Source organism: Acinetobacter nosocomialis, from assembly GCF_041021905.1.
Taxonomy (GTDB): domain Bacteria; phylum Pseudomonadota; class Gammaproteobacteria; order Pseudomonadales; family Moraxellaceae; genus Acinetobacter; species Acinetobacter nosocomialis.
On sequence record NZ_CP157432.1, the window covers coordinates 3,764,432 to 3,787,669 of the forward strand.

The window sequence follows — 23,238 nt, forward strand, 5'->3', positions numbered from 1 at the left end:
AGTTTTGATGGTTTTGACCATCAACAAAGTTTATTTTAGCTTTTAGAAGCAGTGCAGGAATAAAATAAGATGTTTGCCGAAACTCCCTCTTCACGACCACCAGAGCTTCCGTTTAAAGATAGTCCTTTTTCAATTCACGGTCGCTTTAACCGCATGAGTTATTTAGGTGGATATGGCCTAATTTATTTAATTACACTTATAGGTTATTTCATTTTAGCTTCCTTTCTTGGAAGTTTTCAGCTTTCAAGCGATCTATTTAATTTTGAGTTTTATAGCTCTCTTTCCGGCGTAAGTGCCTTAGTAGTATGGGCTTTTTGGCTATTTTTGATCTACCTCAATATTATTCTGGTCGTTCGGCGCTTACACGATTTAAATAAAAGTGGCTGGATGGGCCTGCTGTTATTTATTCCGGTGGTTCAGTTCTTTTTTATGATCTATTTATTACTTGCTTCTGGTACTGCAGGCCCAAATCAGTATGGCCCTGTTCGGCCTTCAACCTTTATCGAGAAACTGATGGCTTGGCTTATTTTAATCGCTATTTTAATTAGCCTTATTTCTACCGCAGGCTTTTTTTACTACTTCTCTGGTACCGATACTATCCAAACCCCAACACAAATTTTACAAAAAGGAACGCAATACTTTTAATTAAAAAACACTTTATTATTTAGATGAACTCATTATAGTAGGCGCACATTTTATCTCCTACTATGATGAAAGCTAAAAAAGCTTTCATGAATTTATTTAATTAGAGACTTGTCGTGGCTGATGAACAAAAATCCTTAACGGATGTTGCAAAAAATACAGGCGAACTTTTGCAAGAAGCGGGTACTAAAACCACTCAAACGGTTTTAGCACATACCGAGAAATATCATGATGCCTATACTACTATCGACAAAATCGTAGATAGTTTTTGGGAACGTGTACCTTATATCTGCATTGCGATTACCGTTTTTATTATTTTTTGGCTACTGACCAAATTATTTAAATTCTTTGTGCGTAAGACTTTAGAAAATCGTTCTTATACTCGCCAAAATTTGGTTCTTGTTTTAAACCGTGTCGGTAGTACAGCAATCTTATTCTTTGGTTTCTTAATTGCTTTAGTCATTATGATTCCAGGGTTTACGCCAGGCCAACTCATGAGTGCATTGGGTATTGGTTCGGTCGCAATTGGTTTTGCATTTAAAGATATTTTCCAAAACCTGCTTTCAGGTATTTTGATTTTATTGAGCGAGCCATTCCGTATTGGCGATTCGATTGTAGTGAATTCACTTGAAGGAACTGTAGAAGATATTCAAATTCGTGCAACGTTCCTGCGCTCACCGGATGGCCGTCGTATCGTTATTCCAAATGCAACCGTTTATACGAGTGCTTTAACGGTAAATACGGCTTACCAACAACGTCGCTGTGAGTTCGTAGTCGGTATTGGTTATGATGACGATGAGCAAAAAGCGAAACAAATTATTTTAGATATTCTCAATAATGACCGTAATGTACTCAGCCAGCCTGCTTTCTCGGTTAACGTGACAGCTCTAGCAGACTTTTCGGTTAACCTTACGGTACGTTGGTGGATTAATACCACTGAGACAGATATTTCGTCATCTACAAGCACTATTCAAGCTGAAGTAAAACAAGCCTTCAATGCAAATGGCATTAATATTCCTTACCCTATTCAGGAATTAAAAATGGCCGCTAATCATTCGCCATTGAATGCTGAGAGCTCAGCTAAATAAACGCCCTAAAATATAAGAAATAGACGTTTCGGTTCTTAAAATACGGTTGCCTAAGCTCATCGCTTGGCAACCGTTTTTTATGAGTAAATCAACTTCATAAGGAATAAATCCACCTTCCGGCCCGACCACTACACTACAAGCATGGCTAATATTAATTGGCATACTCTGCTCGGCATAAGGGTGAGCCACATAGGCAGGAGATTCTTCTGAAATTAGGGTTGGCAAAACGTCTTCAACAAAAGGTTTAAAACGTTTATACATTTGAATTTCAGGAACAATTGTGTCGCCTGCTTGCTCAAGTCCAAGCGTAACGTATTGTTCAATTTGCTGTAAAAATGGCGTTTGCCAATAGCTTTTATCAACGCGATAACTATGAATTAGGCTTATCTTTTCAACACCTAAAGTCACACTATCCATAATTAGACGGCGTAAAACTTTTGGTCTTGGCAAAGCCACAATTAAATGAACTGGAAGCTTCGCTGGTAGTGGTTCTTCGCGAATAGGCCGTATACGGACTTCGTGCTCATTTATTGAAACAATTTCAGTGATATAACGGACGCCGTTGCGAATACCAACTTTTAGGTTCTGGCCGACCGTGATATCAAGATGTTCACGCAAATGCTGTAATTGACGTTTTGAATGGATAGACCATGTATCCGATTGAACATCTTCAGGCTCTAGTAAAACAATATTCATGATTTTTCGGCCAGATAGCGATTAATCACCCCGATATGTTTTTGTAATGAACCTTGATTACGATGCAATACTTTATGCGCCTGTGCCACTAGCTGTTCAGTCGCCTCAGGCTCTGCCAGACACGCTAGCCAGATATCAACGACCTGCTGTGCATCTTGAGCGATAAGCACAGCATTTTCATCAATGAACTCATCAACAATCGTTTGAAAGTTAAAGTAACGCGGTCCAACCACTGTAGGTACATTTAAAACCATAGGTTCTAAAATGTTATGTCCACCACCCGGCTCATTTAAAGAACCACCTACAAAGCACACCTGACTTAACGCATACCATAACCAAAGCTCACCCATGCTGTCGGCTAAATAAACCTGTGTGCTGGCATGGATACTCTGTCCCATACTTCTACGATGCGTAACTAAATTTAAATTTTGGCAAATTTCAAATACTTCCTCGAAACGTTCAGGATGACGAGGCACCACAATACACACCAACTCACGGTCTGAATTTAAATGAGGCGCAAGTGCTTCTAAAATTTGTTGTTCTTCAGGTGCATGTGTACTGGCAATCGTCACAACCTGACGGTTTTCCAAATACCACTGCTGATGCAATTGGGCAGCTTGCTTAATAAAAGCCTCAGGTGCATGAATATCAAATTTAATATTTCCAACAACCTGACTTTTATGCTCGTCTAAACCAAGCTCAACATAACGCTGACGGGTTACACTATCTTGTGCTAATACCCAATCGATTTGCTTTAACATACCGGCAGTTAAACTTGAGACTTTACTATAGCCCTTTGCTGACTTTTCAGATAAACGAGCATTAAGTAATAAACATGGTACATGCTGTAATTTGGCTTGATCAATTAAATTGGGCCAAAGCTCAGTTTCAACTAATGCTAAAAGTTTCGGTTTGTATGATTCGAAGAATTGTTTTAAAAGAGGCTTTTGATCTACAGGCAAATAAACTGCTTGGAATAAATCTAAATATGGCTCTTTTAAAAAAAGTGACTTAGCGCGTGCCTGACCGGTTTTTGTAGTATTGGTCACTAAAACTGGCTGGCCAAGTTTGAGATAGTGCTCAATAAGTGGCTGCGCCGCATTGGTTTCTCCAACTGAAACCGCATGAAACCAGATGGCTTTTACATTTTTCGGATCTTCAAACGGCCCAAATCGTTCCAGACATTCCTGATGATATAATTCCAGACTTTCTGCACGTCTTTTTATTCGCCAACGATAAAACGGTTTTAATAAATGGAGTGCTGTGTTGTACCAAAATGGGGTCGCCAAGCGGTTTGCCTCAAATAGTCAAAATTTAAAAACTGGGGAAAATATAACATAGATAAAAAAAATGGCAGAGTTTCGATACCTAAACTCTACCATATACAAGAAAAGTCATTGACTGAACTCACAAAAGAGCAAATTCAGCAAATAGTAAATCTAAATAAAATAATGATTTTAAGAAGCTTCTAAAGCAGGATAGTCCGTATAACCTTCAGCGCCTTTAGCATATAAAGTCGTTGGTTGAAGCTCATTTAATGGTAGACCTTGCTCTAAACGTTGTAATAGATCAGGGTTAGCAATATAAGCCTTACCAAAAGATACAGCATCTGCCTGACCTTCACGCAAAATACGTTTTGCTGACTCTGGTGTCAGATTTTCATTGGCAATCCACACGCCATTAAATTTTTGACGTAATTGTGGACCGATACTATCGGCTGCTTCATATTCACGAGAGAAAATGAAAGCAACATTACGTTGACTTAATTGTTCAACCACATAACCGAATGTCGCTAGCGGATTTTCATCACCCATATCATGAGAGTCGCCACGCGGTGCAATATGTACACCTACTCGGCCAGCGCCCCACACTTCAATAAATGCATCAACCACTTCCAATAACAAGCGGGCGCGATTTTCAACTGGACCGCCATACTCATCATCACGTTGGTTGGTATTACTTTGAAGGAACTGGTCAATTAAATAACCATTTGCAGCATGTAATTCAACACCATCAAAACCTGCTGCTTTAGCTAGTTCTGCTGAATGTTTATATTGAGCAACAACTTCTTTAATTTCTTCAATCGAAAGCGCACGTGGTTTTACATATGGGCGTTTAGGGCGTAATAAACTCACTTCACCCGCAGGTTGAATTGCACTTGGAGCAACAGGAATATCACCATCCAAAAGTTCAGGATCGGAAATACGACCCACATGCCAAAGTTGAACTACAATTTTTGAACCTTGTGCATGAACTGCTTCAATAATCTTATTCCACGCTTGTGCCTGCTCTTGTGACCATAGTCCAGGGGTGTCTGCATAACCCACAGTTTTTGAACCAATCACTGTTGCTTCAGTGAGAATGAGACCAGCATTTGCACGTTGCTGATAATATTCCACCATTAAGTCGTTTGGAACACGACTTTCTCCACTACGTGCACGTGTTAATGGGGCCATTACCAGTCGATTTTTAATTTCAAAATCACCAACTGTTAAGGGAGTATTGAGTTCAGCCATGATCGCCTCGACTTACACTTTATTTGTTTTAAAGTGTTTGTTTTAAATGTTCGATATATTGCTGAATCAAAGCTTCGTTACGTGAAAAATAAGACCATTGTCCATATTTTTGGACCTGAATGAGACCAGCCTGCTGTAATACAGACAAATGATTGGACATTGTAGACTGAGCTACTTTACCCAAACGTTCAATATGACCTGCGCAAACCCCTTTTTCAAAACTACCACCACATTCTTCTACCGGTAAATAATGCGCAGGTTCCTTTAACCATTGCAGAATCTGCCGACGAAGAGGATTGGCTAGGGCTTTGCTAATTGCATCAATATCCATAGGCTCAACACGTCTTTTAAACGAACAAAGCTTTGTTCAGCATTTCGAAAACATAATATCGCATTTTTTCGATATTCATATCCATTTTTTTCGATATTCATATCGTATTTTTCCGATTAACTTCCGAACACTGAACTGCTTTGCCGTTTTAATCGCTAAAAATTTAAGAGTTTAAAAGAACTAAAAGTTCAAAAGACTCTTACAACCCCTGCTTTAAACTCGCTTCAATGAAGCGATCAAGATCACCGTCAAGAACTGCACCAGTATTTGAGTTTTCAACACCTGTACGTAAGTCCTTAATACGAGAGTCATCAAGTACATAAGAACGAATTTGGCTACCCCAACCAATATCAGACTTCGAGTCTTCAAGTGCTTGAGCTGCTTCATTACGTTTTTGCATTTCTAGTTCATACAATTTTGCACGTAACTGTTTCCATGCATGATCACGGTTCGCATGTTGTGAACGTTGGTTCTGACATGCAACCACAATACCTGATGGAATGTGCGTCAAACGAACTGCTGAATCTGTTTTGTTAATGTGCTGACCACCTGCACCAGATGCACGATAAGTATCGGTACGAACATCAGAAGGATTAATATCGATTTCGATATTGTCATCAACTTCTGGTGAAATAAATACCGCAGAGAATGAAGTATGACGACGGTTACCACTGTCAAATGGTGACTTACGCACTAAACGATGTACACCAGATTCTGTACGTAACCAGCCATATGCATATTCACCTTCAACGCGAATCGTTGCAGATTTGATACCTGCTACATCACCATCAGATACTTCCATAAGTTCTGCTTTAAAACCGTGACGTTCAATCCATCGCATATACATACGTAATAACATTGAAGCCCAATCTTGTGCTTCTGTACCGCCTGAACCTGCTTGAATCTCGACATAGCAAGGATTCGGATCCATTGGGTTGCTAAACATACGGCGGAATTCAAGTTTTGCTAATTCTTCTTCGGCAGCGCCAAGCTCAGATTGTACATCTACCAGCAAGCTTTCATCATCAGCTTCAACAGCTAAATCCAGCATTGCTTTTGCATCTTCAAGCTGTGTAGATAAACCATCTAAAACGTTAATAACGTTTTCTAGTTCGCCCTTTTCTTTTGCCATTGCCTGAGCACGGTTTTGATCATTCCAGATCGCAGGGTCTTCTAACTCACGTAAAACTTCTTCTAAACGTTCTTTTTTCAGATCGTAGTCAAAGATACCCCCGTAGTGTTTGGCTACGATCAGTTAAGTCTTTCAATTGGTTTAGATAAGGATTAATTTCCACGCGAGTGTTCCCATAAAAACAGATAAACAGTCGAATATTTTATCATAGCTATGGTTATCTTCGAACCTGCTTTAATTTATAACTGTCATTTCAATTTATAAATTTTTTAATTTTCTTTCAGAAGATTTTAAGCTTAATTCGTAACATCCCCATACAAAATTGGGTGCTTTTCCAGCATTTTTGAATTTCTACACAAAATCTCCTCAATTTTAATAAAATAAAACATTATGTTTTTGTATTTTAAAATCAATATCTTAAATTAAATATAGTTACAAAAAAAGCACATGGTTACAGTCCGGTTACTTGCACAAGATTGACGGTAAATGTTTTTGCTCTAGACTAAAAGTTGTAACAAAACATTTATAAAATCGTTTTTAGAGGGGAGAGATTCCATGAAAAAACTAGCAATTGCATCAGCTCTTTTATCTGCACTTGCAGTAAGTGGCGCAGCAAACGCTTACCAAGCTGAAGTTGGTGGTTCTTACACTTATCTTGATCCAGATAACGGCAGCAGCGTAAGTAAATTTGGTGTTGATGGGACTTATTATTTCAACCCTGTTCAAACACGTAATGCACCGCTTGCTGAAGCAGCATTCTTAAACCGTGCAAGCAACGTTAACGCACACGTTAACTATGGCGATAACAGCGGTACTAAAGATACTCAATATGGCGTAGGCGTTGAATACTATGTTCCTAACACTGACTTCTACCTTAGCGGTGATGTAGGCAGAAATGAACGTGAAATCGACAACACAAACTACGACCAAAAAGTTACAACTTATGCTGCAGAAGTAGGTTACTTACCAGCACCAGGTTTGTTACTTGCTTTGGGTGTTAAAGGTTATGATGAAAAAGACGGTAAAGACGGCGCAGATCCTACCGTTCGTGCGAAATACGTAACTCAAGTTGGTCAACATGACGTAAACCTTGAAGCGTATGGTGCGTTTGGTGACCTTGACGAATATAAAGTGCGTGGTGACTACTACATCGATAAAACTTTAAGTTTAGGTGTGGACTACTACAACAATGACTTAACTGATAAAGACGAATGGGGCATTAATGCTAAAAAATTCTTAAATCAGCAAGTAAGTCTTGAAGGTCGTATTGGTTTCGGTGATAACGACAACACTTATGGTGTTCGTGCAGCATACCGCTTCTAATCTTACCTAGATTTAAAAAATCCGCTCAATTGAGCGGATTTTTTTATTGATTTAAATGCACAATTCGTAGCTGTAAGCTCACATTGCCATTAAAAACATTACGGTCTATTTCATAAACTAAATGTACATGGTCACGCATTGGATCAAACTCGAAGCGGCCGGCTGCGTTAAAAGCAATCGCATCGAAAGTGTATTGATCTATCGCTAGTCTAAGTTTCAGGTGTGTCTCTTTGAGCCAACGGAAATCAATAACTTTAAAATGTCCCTCAAATTGAGGCAGTGGAAATTTTTGTCCCCATGGCCCTAACTGCTCAATCCAGTTCAAGGTATCTAACTGCAAAGCAGAGACAGGTAACTCACCATCAGTCCATAATGTCGCTTGAAAGATTGATTCATCCATCGCAGCGACACAATCATTAAATACTGTCTTAAAAGCTTCAAAGTTTTCTTTACGAATCGTAAGGCCGGCTGCCGCAGCATGTCCACCAAAATGGCTGACCAACTCAGGATGTTGTTCAGCAACTTGCTCAATAGTATCTCGAATGTGAACACCATCAATGGAACGTGCCGAGCCTTTAATATGAATGCCATCTTCATCGGGTGCAAAAACAATCGTTGGCCGATGAAATTGCTCTTTCAAACGCCCCGCGACAATCCCGATGACACCTTGGTGCCAGTTTTCTTCAAATAGAACAAGCGCCGCTGGAATATCTTGCTGTGAAAGCTGCAAATTATCTAAAGCCGATAAAGCTTGTTGTTTCATCTCCCCTTCAACTTGACGGCGGTCTATATTTAGCTGATTTAATTGTTGAGCAATTGGATAAGCAGTTTCCATCGAATCTGCTAATAAACACTCGATCCCAATGCGCATGCTCTCCATACGTCCAGCAGCATTAATGCGTGGTCCAAGCACAAAACCTAAGTCTTGCGCACGTATTGAAGTTTCCCGACCAGCAATATCGAGTAAAGCTAAAATCCCTACTCGACACTGATGTTGCTGAATACGTTTTACACCGGCATCAACCAAAATACGGTTGTTATAATCCAAAACAGCAACATCGGCATAAGTTCCCAAAGCGACTAAATCTAAATATTGAGTCACTTTACTTGTGCTTTTGCCTTGTCTATTGCGTAGACTCGCCAAATTGGCAAGTACATAAAAAGCAACGCCAACACCGGCAAGCGCCTTACTTGGAAACTCACATCCTAATTGGTTCGGGTTTACTACCGCCTCAGCAAGCGGGGTTTCTTTGGTCGTTAAATGATGATCGGTAATAATTACTTGCATACCTAAGGCATGTGCTGCATCAACACCAGCATGGCTGGAAATTCCATTATCTACCGTAATTAATAGATCGGGTTTATAAGTTTGATAAGCAAGCTCAGCAATGGCTGGAGTAAGGCCATAACCATATTTGAAACGATCTGGTACCAGATAGTCGACTTTTGCTCCCATATCGCGAAGCACGAGCATCATTAAAGCAGTGCTAGTTGCACCATCGGCATCATAATCTCCTACAATGACAATTTTTTTCTGCTCATCGATGGCTTGATCCATTAATGCTACAGCAGCATCCAAGCCTTTGAGCTCTGGAGCAAGCAGGTTCTTAAGTTTTAGCTCTAATTCTTGTTCAGATTGCACCCCACGTCTTGCCAAAATCTCGGCAATAAACGGAGGCACGCCCTGAAACTGTTCAGGGCGCGTCAATAAAGATCTTTGTTTAATTTGTATTTTTGTCATTTAAGGCATCAGTCGGTGCAATGTCCATTGACCGTCGATTTTTTCATAACTCAAGCGGTCATGTAAACGATTTGGTCGTCCTTGCCAGAATTCATAATAGTCCGGTTGCAGACGATATCCGCCCCAAAACTCTGGCTTATCGAGTACTTCACGGCTTTGAACTTGTTGTTGCAAGTCTTGAAAACGCTGTTGCAACAACTCTCGGCTTTCTATCTTACCGCTTTGCGGCGTACTGATATGAGCTGCAATCTGGCTATCACGTGGACGCTTATGGTAATAGTCGGTAGATTCCTGTTCAGGAATTTTGACGACATGACCACCCACTCGCACCTGACGCTCTAAACTAGGCCAATAAAATAACAGTTCAGCATATGGATTTTCTGCCAAATCTGCCCCTTTCTGGCTGTCATAGTTGGTATAGAAATCATAACCTGCTTCTGTCGCACCGCGTAACAATACAGTTCTAACATGCGGACGACCGCTAGCGCTCGCAGTTGCTAAAGACATTGCATATGGTTCGTGCAAGTTGGCGGCTAAGGCATGATTAAACCAACCTAAGAATTGTTCATGCGGATTACTCGCGACTTGTGTTTCGTACAATTCACCTTGTTCATAGCTTAAACGTAATTCGCTTAAGTCTTTAATGACGTCACTCATGCCATATACCTTATGCAACTTGCGCTTGTGAACGGACTGCATTTGCTAAATGTTCAGCCAAAGCATTCACTTCTTGTTCGTCATCACCTTCAACCATGACACGAATGACTGGCTCAGTTCCAGACTTACGAACTAAAATACGTCCACGTCCTTTAAGCTGTTCTTCTGCTTTATTGAACTCAGTCACTAATGCTGGAATAGAGTATGGATCAAGCATTTGTTCTAAACGTATATTTACAAGCACTTGTGGGAATAATTTAAAGTCCTGAACCAATTCATGGAGCGCTTTATTTTGCTCAACCATTACAGTTAACACTTGAAGTGCTGCAATAATCGCATCACCTGTTGTGCTCTTATCTAACGTTAGAATATGTCCAGATGGTTCTCCACCTGTAACCCATCCATTTTCATCTAATGCTTGTAATACATAGCGGTCGCCAACTTTTGCACGAACAAAGCTAACGTTTGCTTTTTCAAGTGCAATTTCAAGCGCCATATTACTCATAACAGTACCAACAATACCTACTGGCTTGTTTTTCGCTTGAGTCGCTAAAATATATAATATGTGGTCACCATCAATTAAGTTCCCAAACTTATCGACCATCACGACACGGTCGGCATCGCCATCAAAGGCAATTCCTAGATCAGCTTCTTGCTCAACTACTGCTTTTTGTAAACTTTCTGGGTGAGTCGAACCACAGTTTTCATTAATATTTAAACCATCTGGTTCGTTGTACAGAGCAACAACTTTGGCACCTAACTCACGGAAAACTGAAGGCCCAACGCTATAAGCTGCACCATGTGCACAATCCACAACAATTTTTAAATTATTTAAATCGAAGTGATATGGAAATGTAGACTTACAAAATTCAATGTAACGACCATTTGCATCATTTACACGAACACTTTTACCTAAGTTCGCAGTGTCATCAATAAATAACTCTTTTTCTAATTCTTTATTAATTTCTTCCTGTAATGAATCTGGTAATTTTTTACCTTCACTTGAGAAAAATTTAATTCCATTATCAAAATAAGGATTATGTGATGCAGAAATAACAATACCTGCATGCGCATGTAAGGCACGGGTAAGATGTGCAATAGCCGGTGTCGGCAATGGTCCAAGTAAGTGAACATATACGCCAGCAGCGTTTAATCCCGCCTGCAAAGCAGACTCTAAAATATAGCCAGATAAACGTGTATCTTTTCCTAATACCACAAGCGGTTTATTTTTTGGACTCGTTCGTTTTAATACCTTCCCTGCGGCGAACCCGAGTTTTAAAGCAAACTCTGGTGTAATCGGCATTTGCCCAAATTTTCCACGAATACCATCCGTTCCAAAATAACTCATAGCTTATCTCATTTTTACGCCACTTCAGCCGTGGCTCATTTCATATATGGCTATTCTGCCATATCTATTTTCATCAGATTTACTTTACACCAAAAACAAAAAGCCGTCAGTGTACTGACGGCTTTCTTACTTGATTTGGTTACTAAAATCTAACCAACACGATAGTTCGGAGCTTCTTTAGTAATCGTTACATCATGAACATGTGACTCAGACATGCCCGCTGAAGTAATTTTCACAAATTTCGCATTTTGGCGAAGGTCTTCAATCACTGATGAACCTGTATAGCCCATAGATGAACGTAAACCACCCATCATTTGATGAACGATGTTACCCATTGGGCCTTTATATGGAACACGACCTTCAATTCCTTCTGGTACTAACTTTTCAGCACCTGCTTTTGAATCCTGGAAGTAGCGGTCAGCAGAACCTGTCGCTCCAGCCATTGCACCTAATGAGCCCATACCACGATATGCTTTGTAGTAACGGCCTTGGAAGAATTCAACCTCACCAGGCGCTTCTTCAGTACCCGCTAGAAGTGAACCAACCATGATTGTGCTTGCACCTGCACCGATCGCTTTTGCCATATCGCCAGAGAAACGGATACCGCCATCTGCGATTAGAGGAATTTGATCTTTCAATGCATTAGCAACGCTGTCGATCGCAGAAATTTGCGGCATACCAATACCTGCCACAATACGTGTCGTACAGATAGAACCAGGACCAATACCTACTTTTACAGCATCTGCGCCTGCATCTAATAATGCCAATGCAGCATCACCAGTTGCAATATTACCGCCAATCACTTGGACTTGAGGGAAGTTTTGTTTTACCCAACGTACACGTTCAATAACACCAGCAGAGTGGCCATGTGCTGTATCAACAACAATGACGTCAACACCAGCTTCAACCAATGCTTCTACACGACTTGGTGTTTCAACACCTGTACCTACCGCAGCACCAACACGTAAACGACCAAGATCATCTTTACAACTATTTGGATAACTCTCAGCTTTACGGAAGTCAGTTACCGTAATTAAACCTTTAAGTTCGTTGTTTTCGCCAACGACCAAAACTTTTTCAATGCGATGCTTTTGCAATAATGCTTGAATATTTTCTTTAGACTCGCCTTCACGCACAGTCACCAAACGATCTTGGCCTGTCATGATGTTGCTAACAGGTTGTTCCAAGTTAGTTTCAAAACGTGTATCACGGCCTGTCACAATACCAACAACCTTGCCGTCTTTAACAACAGGTACACCGCTAATGTTATTAGCGCTGGTAATTGCAATCAGTTCACGTACTGTGGTTTCTGGGGTTACAGTGATTGGATCTTTCACCATACCCGCTTCGAATTTTTTCACACGGCGTACTTCTGCAGCTTGAGCAGCAATATCCATGTTTTTGTGCAAAATCCCGATACCACCATTTTGCGCCATTGCAATCGCCATACGTGACTCAGTCACTGTATCCATTGCAGCTGAAACTAATGGGATATTTAAATGAATGCCGCGAGTTAAACGTGTCTTTAAAGAGACATCTTTTGGGAGAACAGTAGAGTAGGCAGGAAGTAATAAGACATCATCGAAGGTTAGCGCTTCTTGAACGATGGTCAGCATAACAATCTCACTGGTAAATTCCGTGAGCTATTATAAACAAATTTCAATGCAATTTTCATATTATCTTTGCCTTTTTCAGCAATAGATATTTACCTACTCTAAATATTTCTCACTTATTATCGTGTTAGCTCATATTTAACTCACCTGATCATAATCATGATCATTTTCTGAATCTGCTGGGCTTACCTCAATCAAAGGAATCAATTGGTGCGCCAAGCGTGCTTTATTACACTGTTCATCTGCAATCTGTACTTCTTTACAGGTAGAACTACGCACAGCATAAATAGAACAACCTACCTCTTTACCAATTTCACCTGTTAAAGCCTGACATCGTGGCTGAGCTTGATTGGTTCCACGCATACACGAATAAACGGGTGTTAAAGGTTCAACGAGATGTTCATCCATTAACTCGGCCTCAGCCCAATAAAATGAAACCCGAAAATGTGCACAACACGCCCCACAGCGTAGGCACTCATCTGGAGTCGCAACTTGAGATAACATTTTTATTCAAATTCTCGTCATCAAAAATTTTTTCTATGGCGCAAAATCCTAAAAAAATTTCAAATTGGACTCAAGATATTGAAGATAACTTTTTATGTCGGACAGCTAAAAATTTGCTCAGTCATTAAATCTACGCCGCATGGTAAGGTCTCAATCCAGTCTAAAAACTGATTAATTATTTCTTTACCAATAAATGGAGTACCATGCTGAGGTACAATCATCTCAATATCCATTTGACGGACCATGTTGACCCATAAACGAATAACTTTATTGGAGCACATATAGCGCTGATGAAAAGCCTTCATTTTTATCACATGGGCATCAAAATCTTTCAGAGGCTGACTTGCATCCTCCACAATAGAAGCCCCCATATCACCAGAAAATAAAATCTTGGCAACTGGATCATAAAACTGAAAATTACCTACCGAATGTAGGAAATGGGCCGGAACCATGACAAGCTTTGATTCGCCTAGTTGAATCACTTGACCACGATCTGGTAGCTCAATCAGACGATCTTCCCAATTTCCTTTCATACGCTCACTCATAAATGATGAATTTAAGTGAGGTAAAAATCGTGCCCACAATTTAGAGGCCACTACTTTAGCATTGGTATAAACTAACCAACGAGGCATTGAAGTAATAATATCTGGGTCCTGATGTGAAGCGATTACATAGTCCAAATTTTTAAGACGAGTATATTTATTAAGTTCCATCGTCAATGGAACGTAGGTCAAGTCGCCACCTGGGTCAATAACGGCTGCTCGTTCATGATCAATAATTAAAAATTGATTGGCTTGTATGCCTTCCCCTTTGACCAAACTGGTAAAACTAATACATTTATGTACGCCATTATCAAATAATATCTGTGATGTTGTTTTTTCAAACCCCATACAATTCCCCAAAAAAATTTTAAATATTAGATATTTTTATATCCCTACTAAAATAAAGGGATTCTAAAATGCTTGCAATGAATTAATTGATATTTCTCATAATATTTTAAAATAGATTTTACTTTTCTTATTCTAGAAATGAATCATCAAGAAATTGAGTAATCCTCTAACATTTTCTTAAATAAGCTATATCGTAAAGTTTAACTTCTTCAAAGCTCAAAAAAACGCACTCTTCATGAATGCGTTTTTATACAAATTGAAAATAACTTAGAAGAAATAATGTTGTACTAGCGTAGAAACACCTACAATGAAGAAAATAGCTGCACCAATTTTATGAATCAGTGAGATAGAGAGACGTTCAGCTAATTTATTACCAATAAATACAGCTGGTGCATTGGCAATCATCATACCTAATGTTGTACCTAGCATCACCCAGAAAATACTGTCATAGCGTGCAGCTAAAGCGACTGTCGCAATTTGGGTTTTATCACCAATTTCTGCTAAGAAAAATAAAATAAAGGTTGCCCCAAAAACACCAAATTTTTGCCATTTATTAATGCTATCGGTTTCATCATCGAGCTTATCCGGAATAAGCATCCAGAATGCCATACCAATGAAACCAACAGCGAGTACCCAGACTAAAATTTCAGGGCTTAGAACTGTGGTAATCCATTGCCCAAGCACAGCAGAAATACCATGATTAATAAGTGTTGCTAAAAGAATCGCAATTAAAATAGGAATTGGCTTACGGAAACGCGCAGATAGCAAAAGTGCCAACAATTGAGTTTTATCGCCCATTTCAGCAAGGGCAACAATCGAAGTAGAAATCAGAAATTCTTGCATGTCGGTTCTCTGGCTAGCATAAATGCCTATGACCTACCCCTCCTGCTAGCCAAATATCATAAAATGATTGCAGAGTGGTAAATCAAAGGTCTTGCCAACTCAGAAACGATGAGACGTTTAAGCTATGATGACCATGTTCTGTTGAACAATTATGTTGACCATCACCTATTCACCTTTGCTGTGAATAGCGGCTACTCCCCAATGAAGTATGCGTTTATTATATTCAAGTCACTCGATTTTTCAAACTTTCAAGTAACAAATTTTACCCACGCCCACACGACTAATCGTGCAATACCTAATATCACTGCAAAATAAGCACTTATATGAATAAAACCAATAGGGCTACTGCTCGTTCCAGCCTGATATTCAAAGGGCAAAATCAAAGTAGCAACAAACACCTCAAAACCCATCACCACATAAGTCATCCATTCCCATGGAAAGTGTAAAATACTGACCCATATTCCCATCAATAAAAACACAATCAATAGTAAGGGCAACATAATTTTCAGAAAACCTAACATTTACTACTTCTCCTTTATGTAATAACGAGAAATTTCTCCTCACTCTCGATAAATCCTGCTTAATCTGTAGATTAACCTAAAAATTAAGTCAAACAGACATTAAAACAAAACCCCGCCGAAGCGAGGTTTTAGTATGTTCTTTCAAAGCATTAGATTAATAAAGTACGAATATCTTTAAGAAGTTTCGTAAGTTTATTTGTAAAGCGAGCTGCATCCGCACCATTAATTACACGGTGGTCATAAGACAATGACAACGGCAACATTAAGCGTGGATCAAAGTCTTTACCATTCCATACAGGCTGCATCGTTGCAGGTGAAATACCCAAAATTGCAACTTGTGGCCAGTTAACTAATGGCGTAAATGCTGTACCGCCAATTGAGCCCAAGCTTGTAATCGTGAAGTTAGCACCTTGTAAATCTTTCGGTGTTAATTTCTTATCACGCGCTTTTTTGCTGAGCTCACCCAATTCAACAGCAATTTGCTTAATTGATTTTTGGTCAGGATTACGTAGTACAGGCACTGTCAAACCATCTGGAGTCGCAACCGCAATACCCATATGGATTTCATTACGGAGCAATACAGATTTCTGATCATCTGCTAAGTGACCCGCGAAATAAGGCTCTTCTTTCAACAAATGTGCTACAGCTTTTGCAATAAATGCCAAAATTGTTAGGCTCACACCTTGTTTCTTAAAGCCGTCTTTCAACTCACCACGCCAAGCTTCTAACTCAGTAATATCCGCAAGGTCAAACTGAGTTACTTGTGGAATGTAGTTGTTTAAAGACAACTGCGGAATTGATACTTGCTGCAAACGCGTCAGTACTTTTTCTTCCACGCCACCAAATGCAGTAAAGTCAGGAAGCTTTGGTAAACCCGAAACTGCTGGTGCAGCCGCAGCAACTGGTGCCGCTTGTGGTGCAGTTAAACGACTCTTCACATAAGCAAAGATATCTTCTTTAACTACACGGCCATGCTCACCAGAAGTTTTAACTTGTGACAAAATCACGCCAAGTTCACGAGCAAGCTTACGAACAGCAGGACCTGCATATACTTTAGCGTTTTCTGCTTCTTGCTCTTTCGTTAACTTATCAGTGCCAGATGTAGGCGCCGCAGATGCAGACTGTGTTGTAGCAGGAGCTGCTGCTTTAGGTGCTGCTGCCTGTGGAGCTGGGGCTGCTTCTGCTTTTGCCGCTGGTGCAGCAGCAGGTGCTTGGCCTTCAGCTTCAATTGTTGCAAGCAATATACCTTGTGAAACTTGTTGGCCTGCTTGCAAGTGAATTGCTTTTACAACACCAGCAACGGTACTTGGAACTTCCACAGTTGCTTTATCTGATTCAACTACAACAAGGCTTTGGTCTACATCAACTTTATCGCCAACTTGTACTAAGATTTCAGCAACAACTGCTTTATCTACGCCCAAGTCAGGAACATTGATATCAACTGGACCAGATTGAGTAGTAGCTGCCGCAACAGTTTCTTGCTTTGTAGCAACCGGTTCAGCTGCCGCAGCTGGAGCTGGTGTAGTAGCAGGAGCTTCTGCTTGCGCATTAGATGCAGCTGCTGTTTTCACTTGAATAAGAACAACACCTTCTTTAACGGTATCGCCTTCTTTCACTTGAATACTTTCTACAGTACCAGCAACGCTACTTGGAACTTCCACAGTTGCTTTATCTGACTCTACAACAACAATACTTTGTTCAACATCAATTTGGTCACCCACTTTCACGAGGATTTCACCAACTAATGCTTTTTCAACGCCAATGTCAGGTACAGTCACGTCAACAGTTGCAGTTGATGTAGAGGCAGCAGGTTGAGCTGAAGCTTGAGTTTGCTGTGCAGGCGCTGGAGCAGCTGGTTTTTCAGCCGTAGGAGCCGGTGTTGGCTCTGGTGCTGCTTGTGCTACACCTTCTGCTTCGATCTCAATCAAAGCAACACCTTCAGTCACATCATCACCTTGATTAATCAAGATGCTTCTTACGACACCTGCTGAAGTGCTAGGCACTTCAACAGTTGCTTTATCAGACTCAAGCACAACGATACTGTCGTCAACTTCAACACGGTCGCCAACTTTTACTAAAATTTCAGCGACGTTTGCTTTATCTACACCAATATCAGGGGTCTTAATTTGCATGCTTAGTTCCCCTCACCTGTTTGCGTTTCATTGTATTCAGCAACTGGCTGAACTTCCGGATGTGCTTGTGGAGCCCATGCAACCGGACGGTCAGTATCTAACTCAAAGTTAGAAATTGCATCTTTCACTAAACGTGCGTCTACTTCACCTTCGTCAGCTAATTTTTTCAAAGTAGCAACAACAATGTGTGCAGCATCAACACCAAAGAAACTACGTAAGTTCGCGCGTGTATCTGAACGGCCGTAACCATCTGTACCTAATGCAACAAATGGGCGACCATCTGGAAGATACGCACGGATTTGTTCGCTATAAGCACGCATATGGTCGGTAGCAGAAACTACGATACCTTCCGTACCACGTAATTGTTTAGATACCCAAGATTCCTTAACTTCTTCAGCAAGTGGGTGTAGGCGGTTGTATTCTTCACATGCCATACCATCACGTGCTAACTCATTGAAGCTTGTTACACTCCAAACGTTTGAATGGATTTGGTATTCATCACGTAAGATTTTCGCAGCTTTAATCACTTCGCGAAGGATTACACCTGAACCAAGTAACTGGACAGTTGCTTTTTCATCTTTCTCGAATAAATACATACCACGTTTAATGCCTTCTTCAACGCCCTCTGGCATTTCAGGATGCTCGTAGTTCTCATTCATTACTGTTAAGTAATAGAACACACGCTCTTGGTTCACATACATACGTTGTAAACCATCATGTACGATTACCGCTAACTCATAACCAAAACATGGGTCATAAGACACGCAGTTTGGAATCGTGTTTGCCAAGATATGTGAATGACCGTCTTGGTGCTGTAAACCTTCACCGTTCAATGTCGTACGGCCTGCAGTCGCGCCTAACAAGAAACCTTGAGCTTGTGCGTCACCCGCAGCCCATGCAATATCACCAATACGTTGGAAACCAAACATTGAGTAATACATGTACATTGGAATCATTGGCAAGTTATTAGTTGAATAACTTGTCGCTAACGCAGCCCATGCACTCATCGCACCTGCTTCGTTAATCCCTTCTTGTAACATGTGACCGTCTTTTGCTTCACGGTAATGCATTAACTGTTCTTGGTCTTCTGGCGTGTATTTTTGGCCGTGAGCAGCATAAATACCAAGCTGACGGAACATACCTTCTAAACCAAAAGTACGTGCTTCATCTGGAACGATTGGCACTACGCGGTCTTTAATCGCTTTTTCTTTAAGTAAAGCAGCAATTAAACGAACCATCACCATAGTAGTTGATTGCTCTTTGCCACCCGAACCTTTCAACACTGCATCAAATACAGATAATTCAGGAATCGCTAAAGATTCACTCTCACGACGACGTGCAGGCAGGTATCCACCTAAAGCTTCACGACGCGCTTTCATATATTTCATTTCTGGAGAGTTTTCACTTGGGCGATAGAATGGAAGCTCTTCTAATTGCTCATCTGAAAATGGAAGATTGAAACGGTCACGTACATATCTTAAAGAGTCAATTTGCATCTTTTTGATTTGGTGAGTTTTGTTTACCGCTTCAATTTCTTCAGACAAACCATAACCTTTAATGGTTTTCGCCAAGATCACTGTTGGTTGGCCTTTCGCTTTCATCGCTTCTGCATATGCAGCAAAAACTTTGTAAGGGTCATGACCACCACGGTTTAACGCATCAATATCTTCATCGCTTAAATCTTTTACAAGTTCCGCAGCTTCTGGGTACTTACCAAAGAATTTTTCACGTGTATATGCGCCACCTTTTACTTGATAACGCTGATAGTCACCATCAACAGCTTCTTCCATACGTGCTTTTAATGCACCGCTTGTATCTTTAGCAAGTAGTGGATCCCAATGACGGCCCCATACTACTTTAATGACACGCCAGCCTGCGCCACGGAAGATCGATTCAAGTTCTTGAATAATTTTACCGTTACCACGTACAGGACCATCTAGACGCTGTAAGTTACAGTTAACTACCCAAATTAAGTTATCAAGCTTCTCACGACCAGCCAGTGAGATGGCACCTAAGCTTTCTGGCTCATCCATCTCGCCATCGCCGAGGTATGCCCAAACTTTACGATCTTCTTCTTTGATCAGGCCACGGTTCATCAAATATTTTTGAATGTGCGCTTGATAAATCGACATGATTGGACCAAGACCCATTGATACAGTTGGGAACTGCCAATAGTCCGGCATTAAATACGGATGTGGATAGCTTGGTAAACCGTTACCGCCAACTTCACGGCGGAAATTACTTAACTGTTCTTCAGTTAAACGTCCTTCAAGGAATGAACGTGCATAAATACCAGGAGCACAGTGTCCTTGGTAATAAATCATATCTCCGCCAAAGTTATCGCTGTTTGCGCGGAAGAAATGGTTAAAACCTACGTCATATAATGTTGCACTTGATGCGAAGCTCGCCAAGTGACCACCTAAATCATCACCTGTTTTATTCGCGCGAAGTACCATTGCTAAGGCATTCCAACGAATCAATGCACGAATACGGCGTTCCATATCTTGGTCGCCTGGCATTGCAGGTTGTTCTTCAACAGAAATTGTATTTAAGTAAGGTGTATTGAGACGTTGAATTGGAACATGCTTAGCAATTGCTTGTTGGTAAAGTTTTTCCAACAAGAATGCCGCTCGCTCAGTTCCCATATGTTGTAAAACTGAATCGAATGCATCTTGCCATTCTTGGGTTTCTTGTGCGTCGGAGTCACCGTAAAACGCCATAATTCACCTGTTCCTTGTTCTCTAATCTACTTTGTATTTTTACCACGTTTTGCCCCTCTCAAGTTATTGCCACGGGTGAATGTGAGGGGGCTCTATTATTTTCTGAATGAATAGTCATTGACCGAGCAGTAAACAAAATAACAAAAAAACGCCAATATAGGCGTTTTTTTATACGATCATTGCGTTAAGAAAGGTTTATGTTCATTTCAGATTCATAAATTTAATAACCTTGAACTTTTATGAAACTCTATTAAGGCAACATTGCTAAGTAAGTTGATGGATTCTTACGTTGACCATCTTTAACTACTTCATAATGTAAATGCGGTCCTGTACAACGACCTGTACAGCCCACGTTAGCAATATGATCACCAGCAGAAACCTGGTCACCTACACGAACTAATAAACGTGAAGCGTGTGCATAGCGTGTTAAATAACCATTACCGTGGTTGATTTCAACATATTGTCCATAACCTGTACCCCAACCTGATTTAGTTACAATACCAGGACCAGTTGCATAGATCGGTGTACCACTTGGTGCCGACATGTCTAAACCACCATGATGCTCTGCACGACCACCCATGGTACGGCCACCAAAGTTAGAAGAAACACGTACGCTATCTGGAAGAGGATGAGAAACTAACCAAGAATAAGGATTTGAAGAAGAGGCATTAAAAGAATTTTTTGCAGTCGTATGACCATATTTTTTGGCCAGTGAGTCATTATTGAGCTCAACTGTTTTAGGACGTAAAGTGACTGAAACTTTAGCACTCGCCGGAAGATCTAAATCATCAGGATGTGTATATGAACCTTGAGATAATGTTTTTGATAACTGTTCCAATCGATCTGAATCAGTAGATTGGTTAATATTTTGATAATCTGCAAAAGCAACCGATGCAGCCGAAGCGGCAAGTGAAAACGCTAATAAAATACGACGCGTGTGCATAAAAACCTCTTGAAACTGTTCTTACTCAAGTTCCTTATGATCTCTTCCTTGATATCAGTTGAAATGAACGCTTAAGATTAGGACAAGAAATCATTCGAGAACGATCAATGTCTAAACCCGATAACGTTTTTCAACAATCCGGAAAACACATAAAAACAGGAAACCTTACGTTTCTAACAACGCAAGTCGCGCAATGGCAAAGACTTACGAAAATAATCCAACCCTTATTGCCCCAACCGGAACAATGGCAGGTTGTGTGTTATCAAAATGGCACTTTAATTATTACTGGTGAAAATCAGGCAATGATTAGTCAACTCAGCTATTTACAGAGCCAATATATATCTAAATTATCTCAACTCGAAGGACTAAAAGACCTACAAAGAATTCAAGTTCGCTTAAGAAATAAAACTATTCCTACAGCGCCCCCATCTGAGCCTTCTAAATCCATCCCCCCGGAAACACAAGAAATGTTACGTAGTGCTGCCGACTTCGTGAGCGACCCTAAGCTTAGCCAAGCTTTACTACGTTTGGCAAGCAATAAAAAATGATGAGCTTTCTATTCCTTAATTAGAATCGTTCTTATTATGTGATTAAAATCACAGTTTTTATTGTTACATTATAACATAGCCAAATAAAGACAATGACTTATGTCACACTCACGTATGGAATTGGACAGTCTTTCTCGTCATTAAATGTTACAATTTCATAATTACTCGGATCACTTTGAACATTGCGTAATAGCTGATTATTTAAAGCATGTCCTGATTTATAGCCATCGAACTTGGCAATAATTTGATGACCAAGTAAATACAAATCACCTACTGCATCTAAAATTTTGTGACGAACGAATTCATCGGCAAATCGTAGGCCTTCTTCGTTCACAACACCTGTATCATCTACACCAATGGCATTGTCTAGACTTGCCCCTAAAGCTAAATTATTTGCTTTGAGGTAATCTAAATCCTTCATAAAACCAAAAGTACGTGCCTCACTGACTTCATACACAAAGGTTTCAGTAGAAAAATCGATAGTCGCAGATTGATATTCTTTTGCAAAGGCAGGATGATCAAAATCAATCGTAAAGTTGAGTTGAAAACCATTATGTGGTCTAAAAATCGCTTTTTTATCATCAATTAAAGCTTCAACTGGCTTTAATATTCTTATAAATTTTTTCGGGGCTTCTTGTTCACGCAAGCCACCTTGCATTAACAAATAAATAAATGGTCCAGCACTACCATCCATAATGGGGACTTCAGATGCTGACACTTCTACAATTAAATTATCAATTCCTAAACCAGCAATCGCACTCATCACATGCTCAATGGTACCTACTTTAATATCGCCAGTAACAAGGTTTGAACACATGAATGCTTCTTGAATCAGCAATGCATTAGCAGGAATATCGACAGGTGGATTTAAATCGATACGGCGAAATACAATACCTCCATCCACGGTATGTGGAATGAAATTGATCATCACTTTTTGACCGCTATGAAGACCTATTCCACTCGCTTTTACCACACGACTGAGAGTACGCTGTTTCACCATGCTTTGTAACTTCTTTTTTAAAACCGCTATACGTTAGCATATTTAGTCAT

Annotated in this window: 21 protein-coding genes and 1 riboswitch; of the genes, 4 read left to right on the forward strand and 17 right to left on the reverse strand. The window is 40.2% G+C overall.

The window, feature by feature from the left end; all coding sequences use genetic code 11:
• Positions 1 to 69: 69 nt before the first annotated feature.
• On the forward strand, positions 70 to 645 hold the full coding sequence (locus ABLC00_RS17630; RefSeq protein ID WP_002053807.1) for a DUF805 domain-containing protein: 576 nt from the start codon (positions 70 to 72) through the stop codon (positions 643 to 645).
• 113 nt (positions 646 to 758) lie between these two features.
• Positions 759 to 1,730: a mechanosensitive ion channel family protein gene (locus tag ABLC00_RS17635; RefSeq protein WP_044422646.1), complete on the forward strand. Its 972-nt coding sequence runs from the start codon at positions 759 to 761 to the stop codon at positions 1,728 to 1,730.
• On the opposite strand, the gene ABLC00_RS17640 is transcribed toward ABLC00_RS17635, so the two are convergent.
• The 5 genes from ABLC00_RS17640 to prfB form a co-directional block, all read right to left on the reverse strand.
• Positions 1,719 to 2,426 carry a 16S rRNA (uracil(1498)-N(3))-methyltransferase gene (locus tag ABLC00_RS17640; protein WP_033846237.1) on the reverse strand — a complete coding sequence of 236 codons (708 nt, stop codon included), beginning with the start codon at positions 2,424 to 2,426 and terminating at the stop codon, positions 1,719 to 1,721. The genes ABLC00_RS17635 and ABLC00_RS17640 overlap by 12 nt on opposite strands.
• Positions 2,423 to 3,715 carry a 3-deoxy-D-manno-octulosonic acid transferase gene (locus tag ABLC00_RS17645; RefSeq protein WP_033846238.1) on the reverse strand — a complete coding sequence of 431 codons (1,293 nt, stop codon included), beginning with the start codon at positions 3,713 to 3,715 and terminating at the stop codon, positions 2,423 to 2,425. The genes ABLC00_RS17640 and ABLC00_RS17645 overlap by 4 nt, the downstream gene beginning before the upstream one ends.
• A gap of 168 nt (positions 3,716 to 3,883) precedes the next feature.
• The gene (locus ABLC00_RS17650; protein WP_004711502.1) at positions 3,884 to 4,942 is read right to left on the reverse strand and encodes an alkene reductase; all 1,059 of its coding nucleotides are present in this window, start codon (positions 4,940 to 4,942) and stop codon (positions 3,884 to 3,886) included.
• Between the two features lie 28 nt (positions 4,943 to 4,970).
• Positions 4,971 to 5,273: a helix-turn-helix transcriptional regulator gene (locus ABLC00_RS17655; RefSeq protein ID WP_002053977.1), complete on the reverse strand. Its 303-nt coding sequence runs from the start codon at positions 5,271 to 5,273 to the stop codon at positions 4,971 to 4,973.
• 199 nt (positions 5,274 to 5,472) lie between these two features.
• Positions 5,473 to 6,568 (reverse strand): peptide chain release factor 2 gene (gene prfB / locus ABLC00_RS17660; RefSeq protein WP_099143691.1). Its coding sequence is split into 2 segments (ribosomal slippage): positions 5,473 to 6,495 and positions 6,497 to 6,568, totalling 1,095 coding nucleotides; the frame shifts between segments, so codons are not numbered across the junction.
• A gap of 392 nt (positions 6,569 to 6,960) precedes the next feature.
• Here prfB and ABLC00_RS17665 point away from each other — a divergent pair.
• Positions 6,961 to 7,728: a putative porin gene (locus ABLC00_RS17665; protein WP_002053751.1), complete on the forward strand. Its 768-nt coding sequence runs from the start codon at positions 6,961 to 6,963 to the stop codon at positions 7,726 to 7,728.
• 43 nt (positions 7,729 to 7,771) lie between these two features.
• Here the strand turns inward: ABLC00_RS17665 and recJ are convergent, their stop codons facing one another.
• The 11 genes from recJ to ABLC00_RS17720 all read right to left on the reverse strand — a co-directional run bounded on the left by recJ (position 7,772) and on the right by ABLC00_RS17720 (position 21,640).
• Entirely contained in the window at positions 7,772 to 9,469 is a 1,698-nt protein-coding gene (gene recJ / locus ABLC00_RS17670) for a single-stranded-DNA-specific exonuclease RecJ (RefSeq protein ID WP_033846239.1), read from the reverse strand.
• Positions 9,470 to 10,126 (reverse strand): pyridoxamine 5'-phosphate oxidase, encoded by a 657-nt coding sequence (gene pdxH / locus ABLC00_RS17675; RefSeq protein WP_006580832.1) that lies wholly within the window; start codon positions 10,124 to 10,126, stop codon positions 9,470 to 9,472.
• Between the two features lie 10 nt (positions 10,127 to 10,136).
• The gene (glmM, locus tag ABLC00_RS17680) at positions 10,137 to 11,474 is read right to left on the reverse strand and encodes a phosphoglucosamine mutase (protein WP_006582467.1); all 1,338 of its coding nucleotides are present in this window, start codon (positions 11,472 to 11,474) and stop codon (positions 10,137 to 10,139) included.
• A 149-nt stretch (positions 11,475 to 11,623) separates the two neighbouring features.
• Positions 11,624 to 13,090, reverse strand: coding sequence for an IMP dehydrogenase (gene guaB, locus ABLC00_RS17685; RefSeq protein ID WP_002053986.1), 1,467 nt, complete (start codon positions 13,088 to 13,090; stop codon positions 11,624 to 11,626).
• A gap of 135 nt (positions 13,091 to 13,225) precedes the next feature.
• Entirely contained in the window at positions 13,226 to 13,591 is a 366-nt protein-coding gene (locus ABLC00_RS17690) for a YkgJ family cysteine cluster protein (RefSeq protein ID WP_002053785.1), read from the reverse strand.
• 92 nt (positions 13,592 to 13,683) lie between these two features.
• The gene (locus ABLC00_RS17695; RefSeq protein ID WP_006582466.1) at positions 13,684 to 14,481 is read right to left on the reverse strand and encodes an MBL fold metallo-hydrolase; all 798 of its coding nucleotides are present in this window, start codon (positions 14,479 to 14,481) and stop codon (positions 13,684 to 13,686) included.
• Between the two features lie 267 nt (positions 14,482 to 14,748).
• A complete protein-coding gene (locus ABLC00_RS17700; RefSeq protein WP_004711493.1) occupies positions 14,749 to 15,324 on the reverse strand; it encodes a TMEM165/GDT1 family protein in 576 nt (191 codons plus the stop codon).
• Between the two features lie 15 nt (positions 15,325 to 15,339).
• Positions 15,340 to 15,536, reverse strand: a riboswitch (yybP-ykoY riboswitch).
• A 36-nt stretch (positions 15,537 to 15,572) separates the two neighbouring features.
• Entirely contained in the window at positions 15,573 to 15,845 is a 273-nt protein-coding gene (locus ABLC00_RS17705) for a hypothetical protein (RefSeq protein ID WP_006580828.1), read from the reverse strand.
• Positions 15,846 to 15,994: 149 nt separating this feature from the next.
• A complete protein-coding gene (locus ABLC00_RS17710) occupies positions 15,995 to 17,977 on the reverse strand; it encodes a 2-oxo acid dehydrogenase subunit E2 (protein WP_006582465.1) in 1,983 nt (660 codons plus the stop codon).
• 2 nt (positions 17,978 to 17,979) lie between these two features.
• Positions 17,980 to 20,697 carry a pyruvate dehydrogenase (acetyl-transferring), homodimeric type gene (aceE, locus tag ABLC00_RS17715; RefSeq protein ID WP_002053926.1) on the reverse strand — a complete coding sequence of 906 codons (2,718 nt, stop codon included), beginning with the start codon at positions 20,695 to 20,697 and terminating at the stop codon, positions 17,980 to 17,982.
• A 250-nt stretch (positions 20,698 to 20,947) separates the two neighbouring features.
• A complete protein-coding gene (locus tag ABLC00_RS17720; protein WP_002053809.1) occupies positions 20,948 to 21,640 on the reverse strand; it encodes a M23 family metallopeptidase in 693 nt (230 codons plus the stop codon).
• Between the two features lie 107 nt (positions 21,641 to 21,747).
• On the opposite strand from ABLC00_RS17720, the gene ABLC00_RS17725 reads away from it, so the two are divergent.
• Positions 21,748 to 22,188: a DciA family protein gene (locus ABLC00_RS17725; RefSeq protein WP_004711488.1), complete on the forward strand. Its 441-nt coding sequence runs from the start codon at positions 21,748 to 21,750 to the stop codon at positions 22,186 to 22,188.
• Positions 22,189 to 22,285: 97 nt separating this feature from the next.
• Here ABLC00_RS17725 and lpxC read toward each other — a convergent pair whose 3' ends face one another.
• Positions 22,286 to 23,188, reverse strand: coding sequence for a UDP-3-O-acyl-N-acetylglucosamine deacetylase (gene lpxC / locus ABLC00_RS17730; protein ID WP_006582463.1), 903 nt, complete (start codon positions 23,186 to 23,188; stop codon positions 22,286 to 22,288).
• Positions 23,189 to 23,238: the final 50 nt, after the last annotated feature.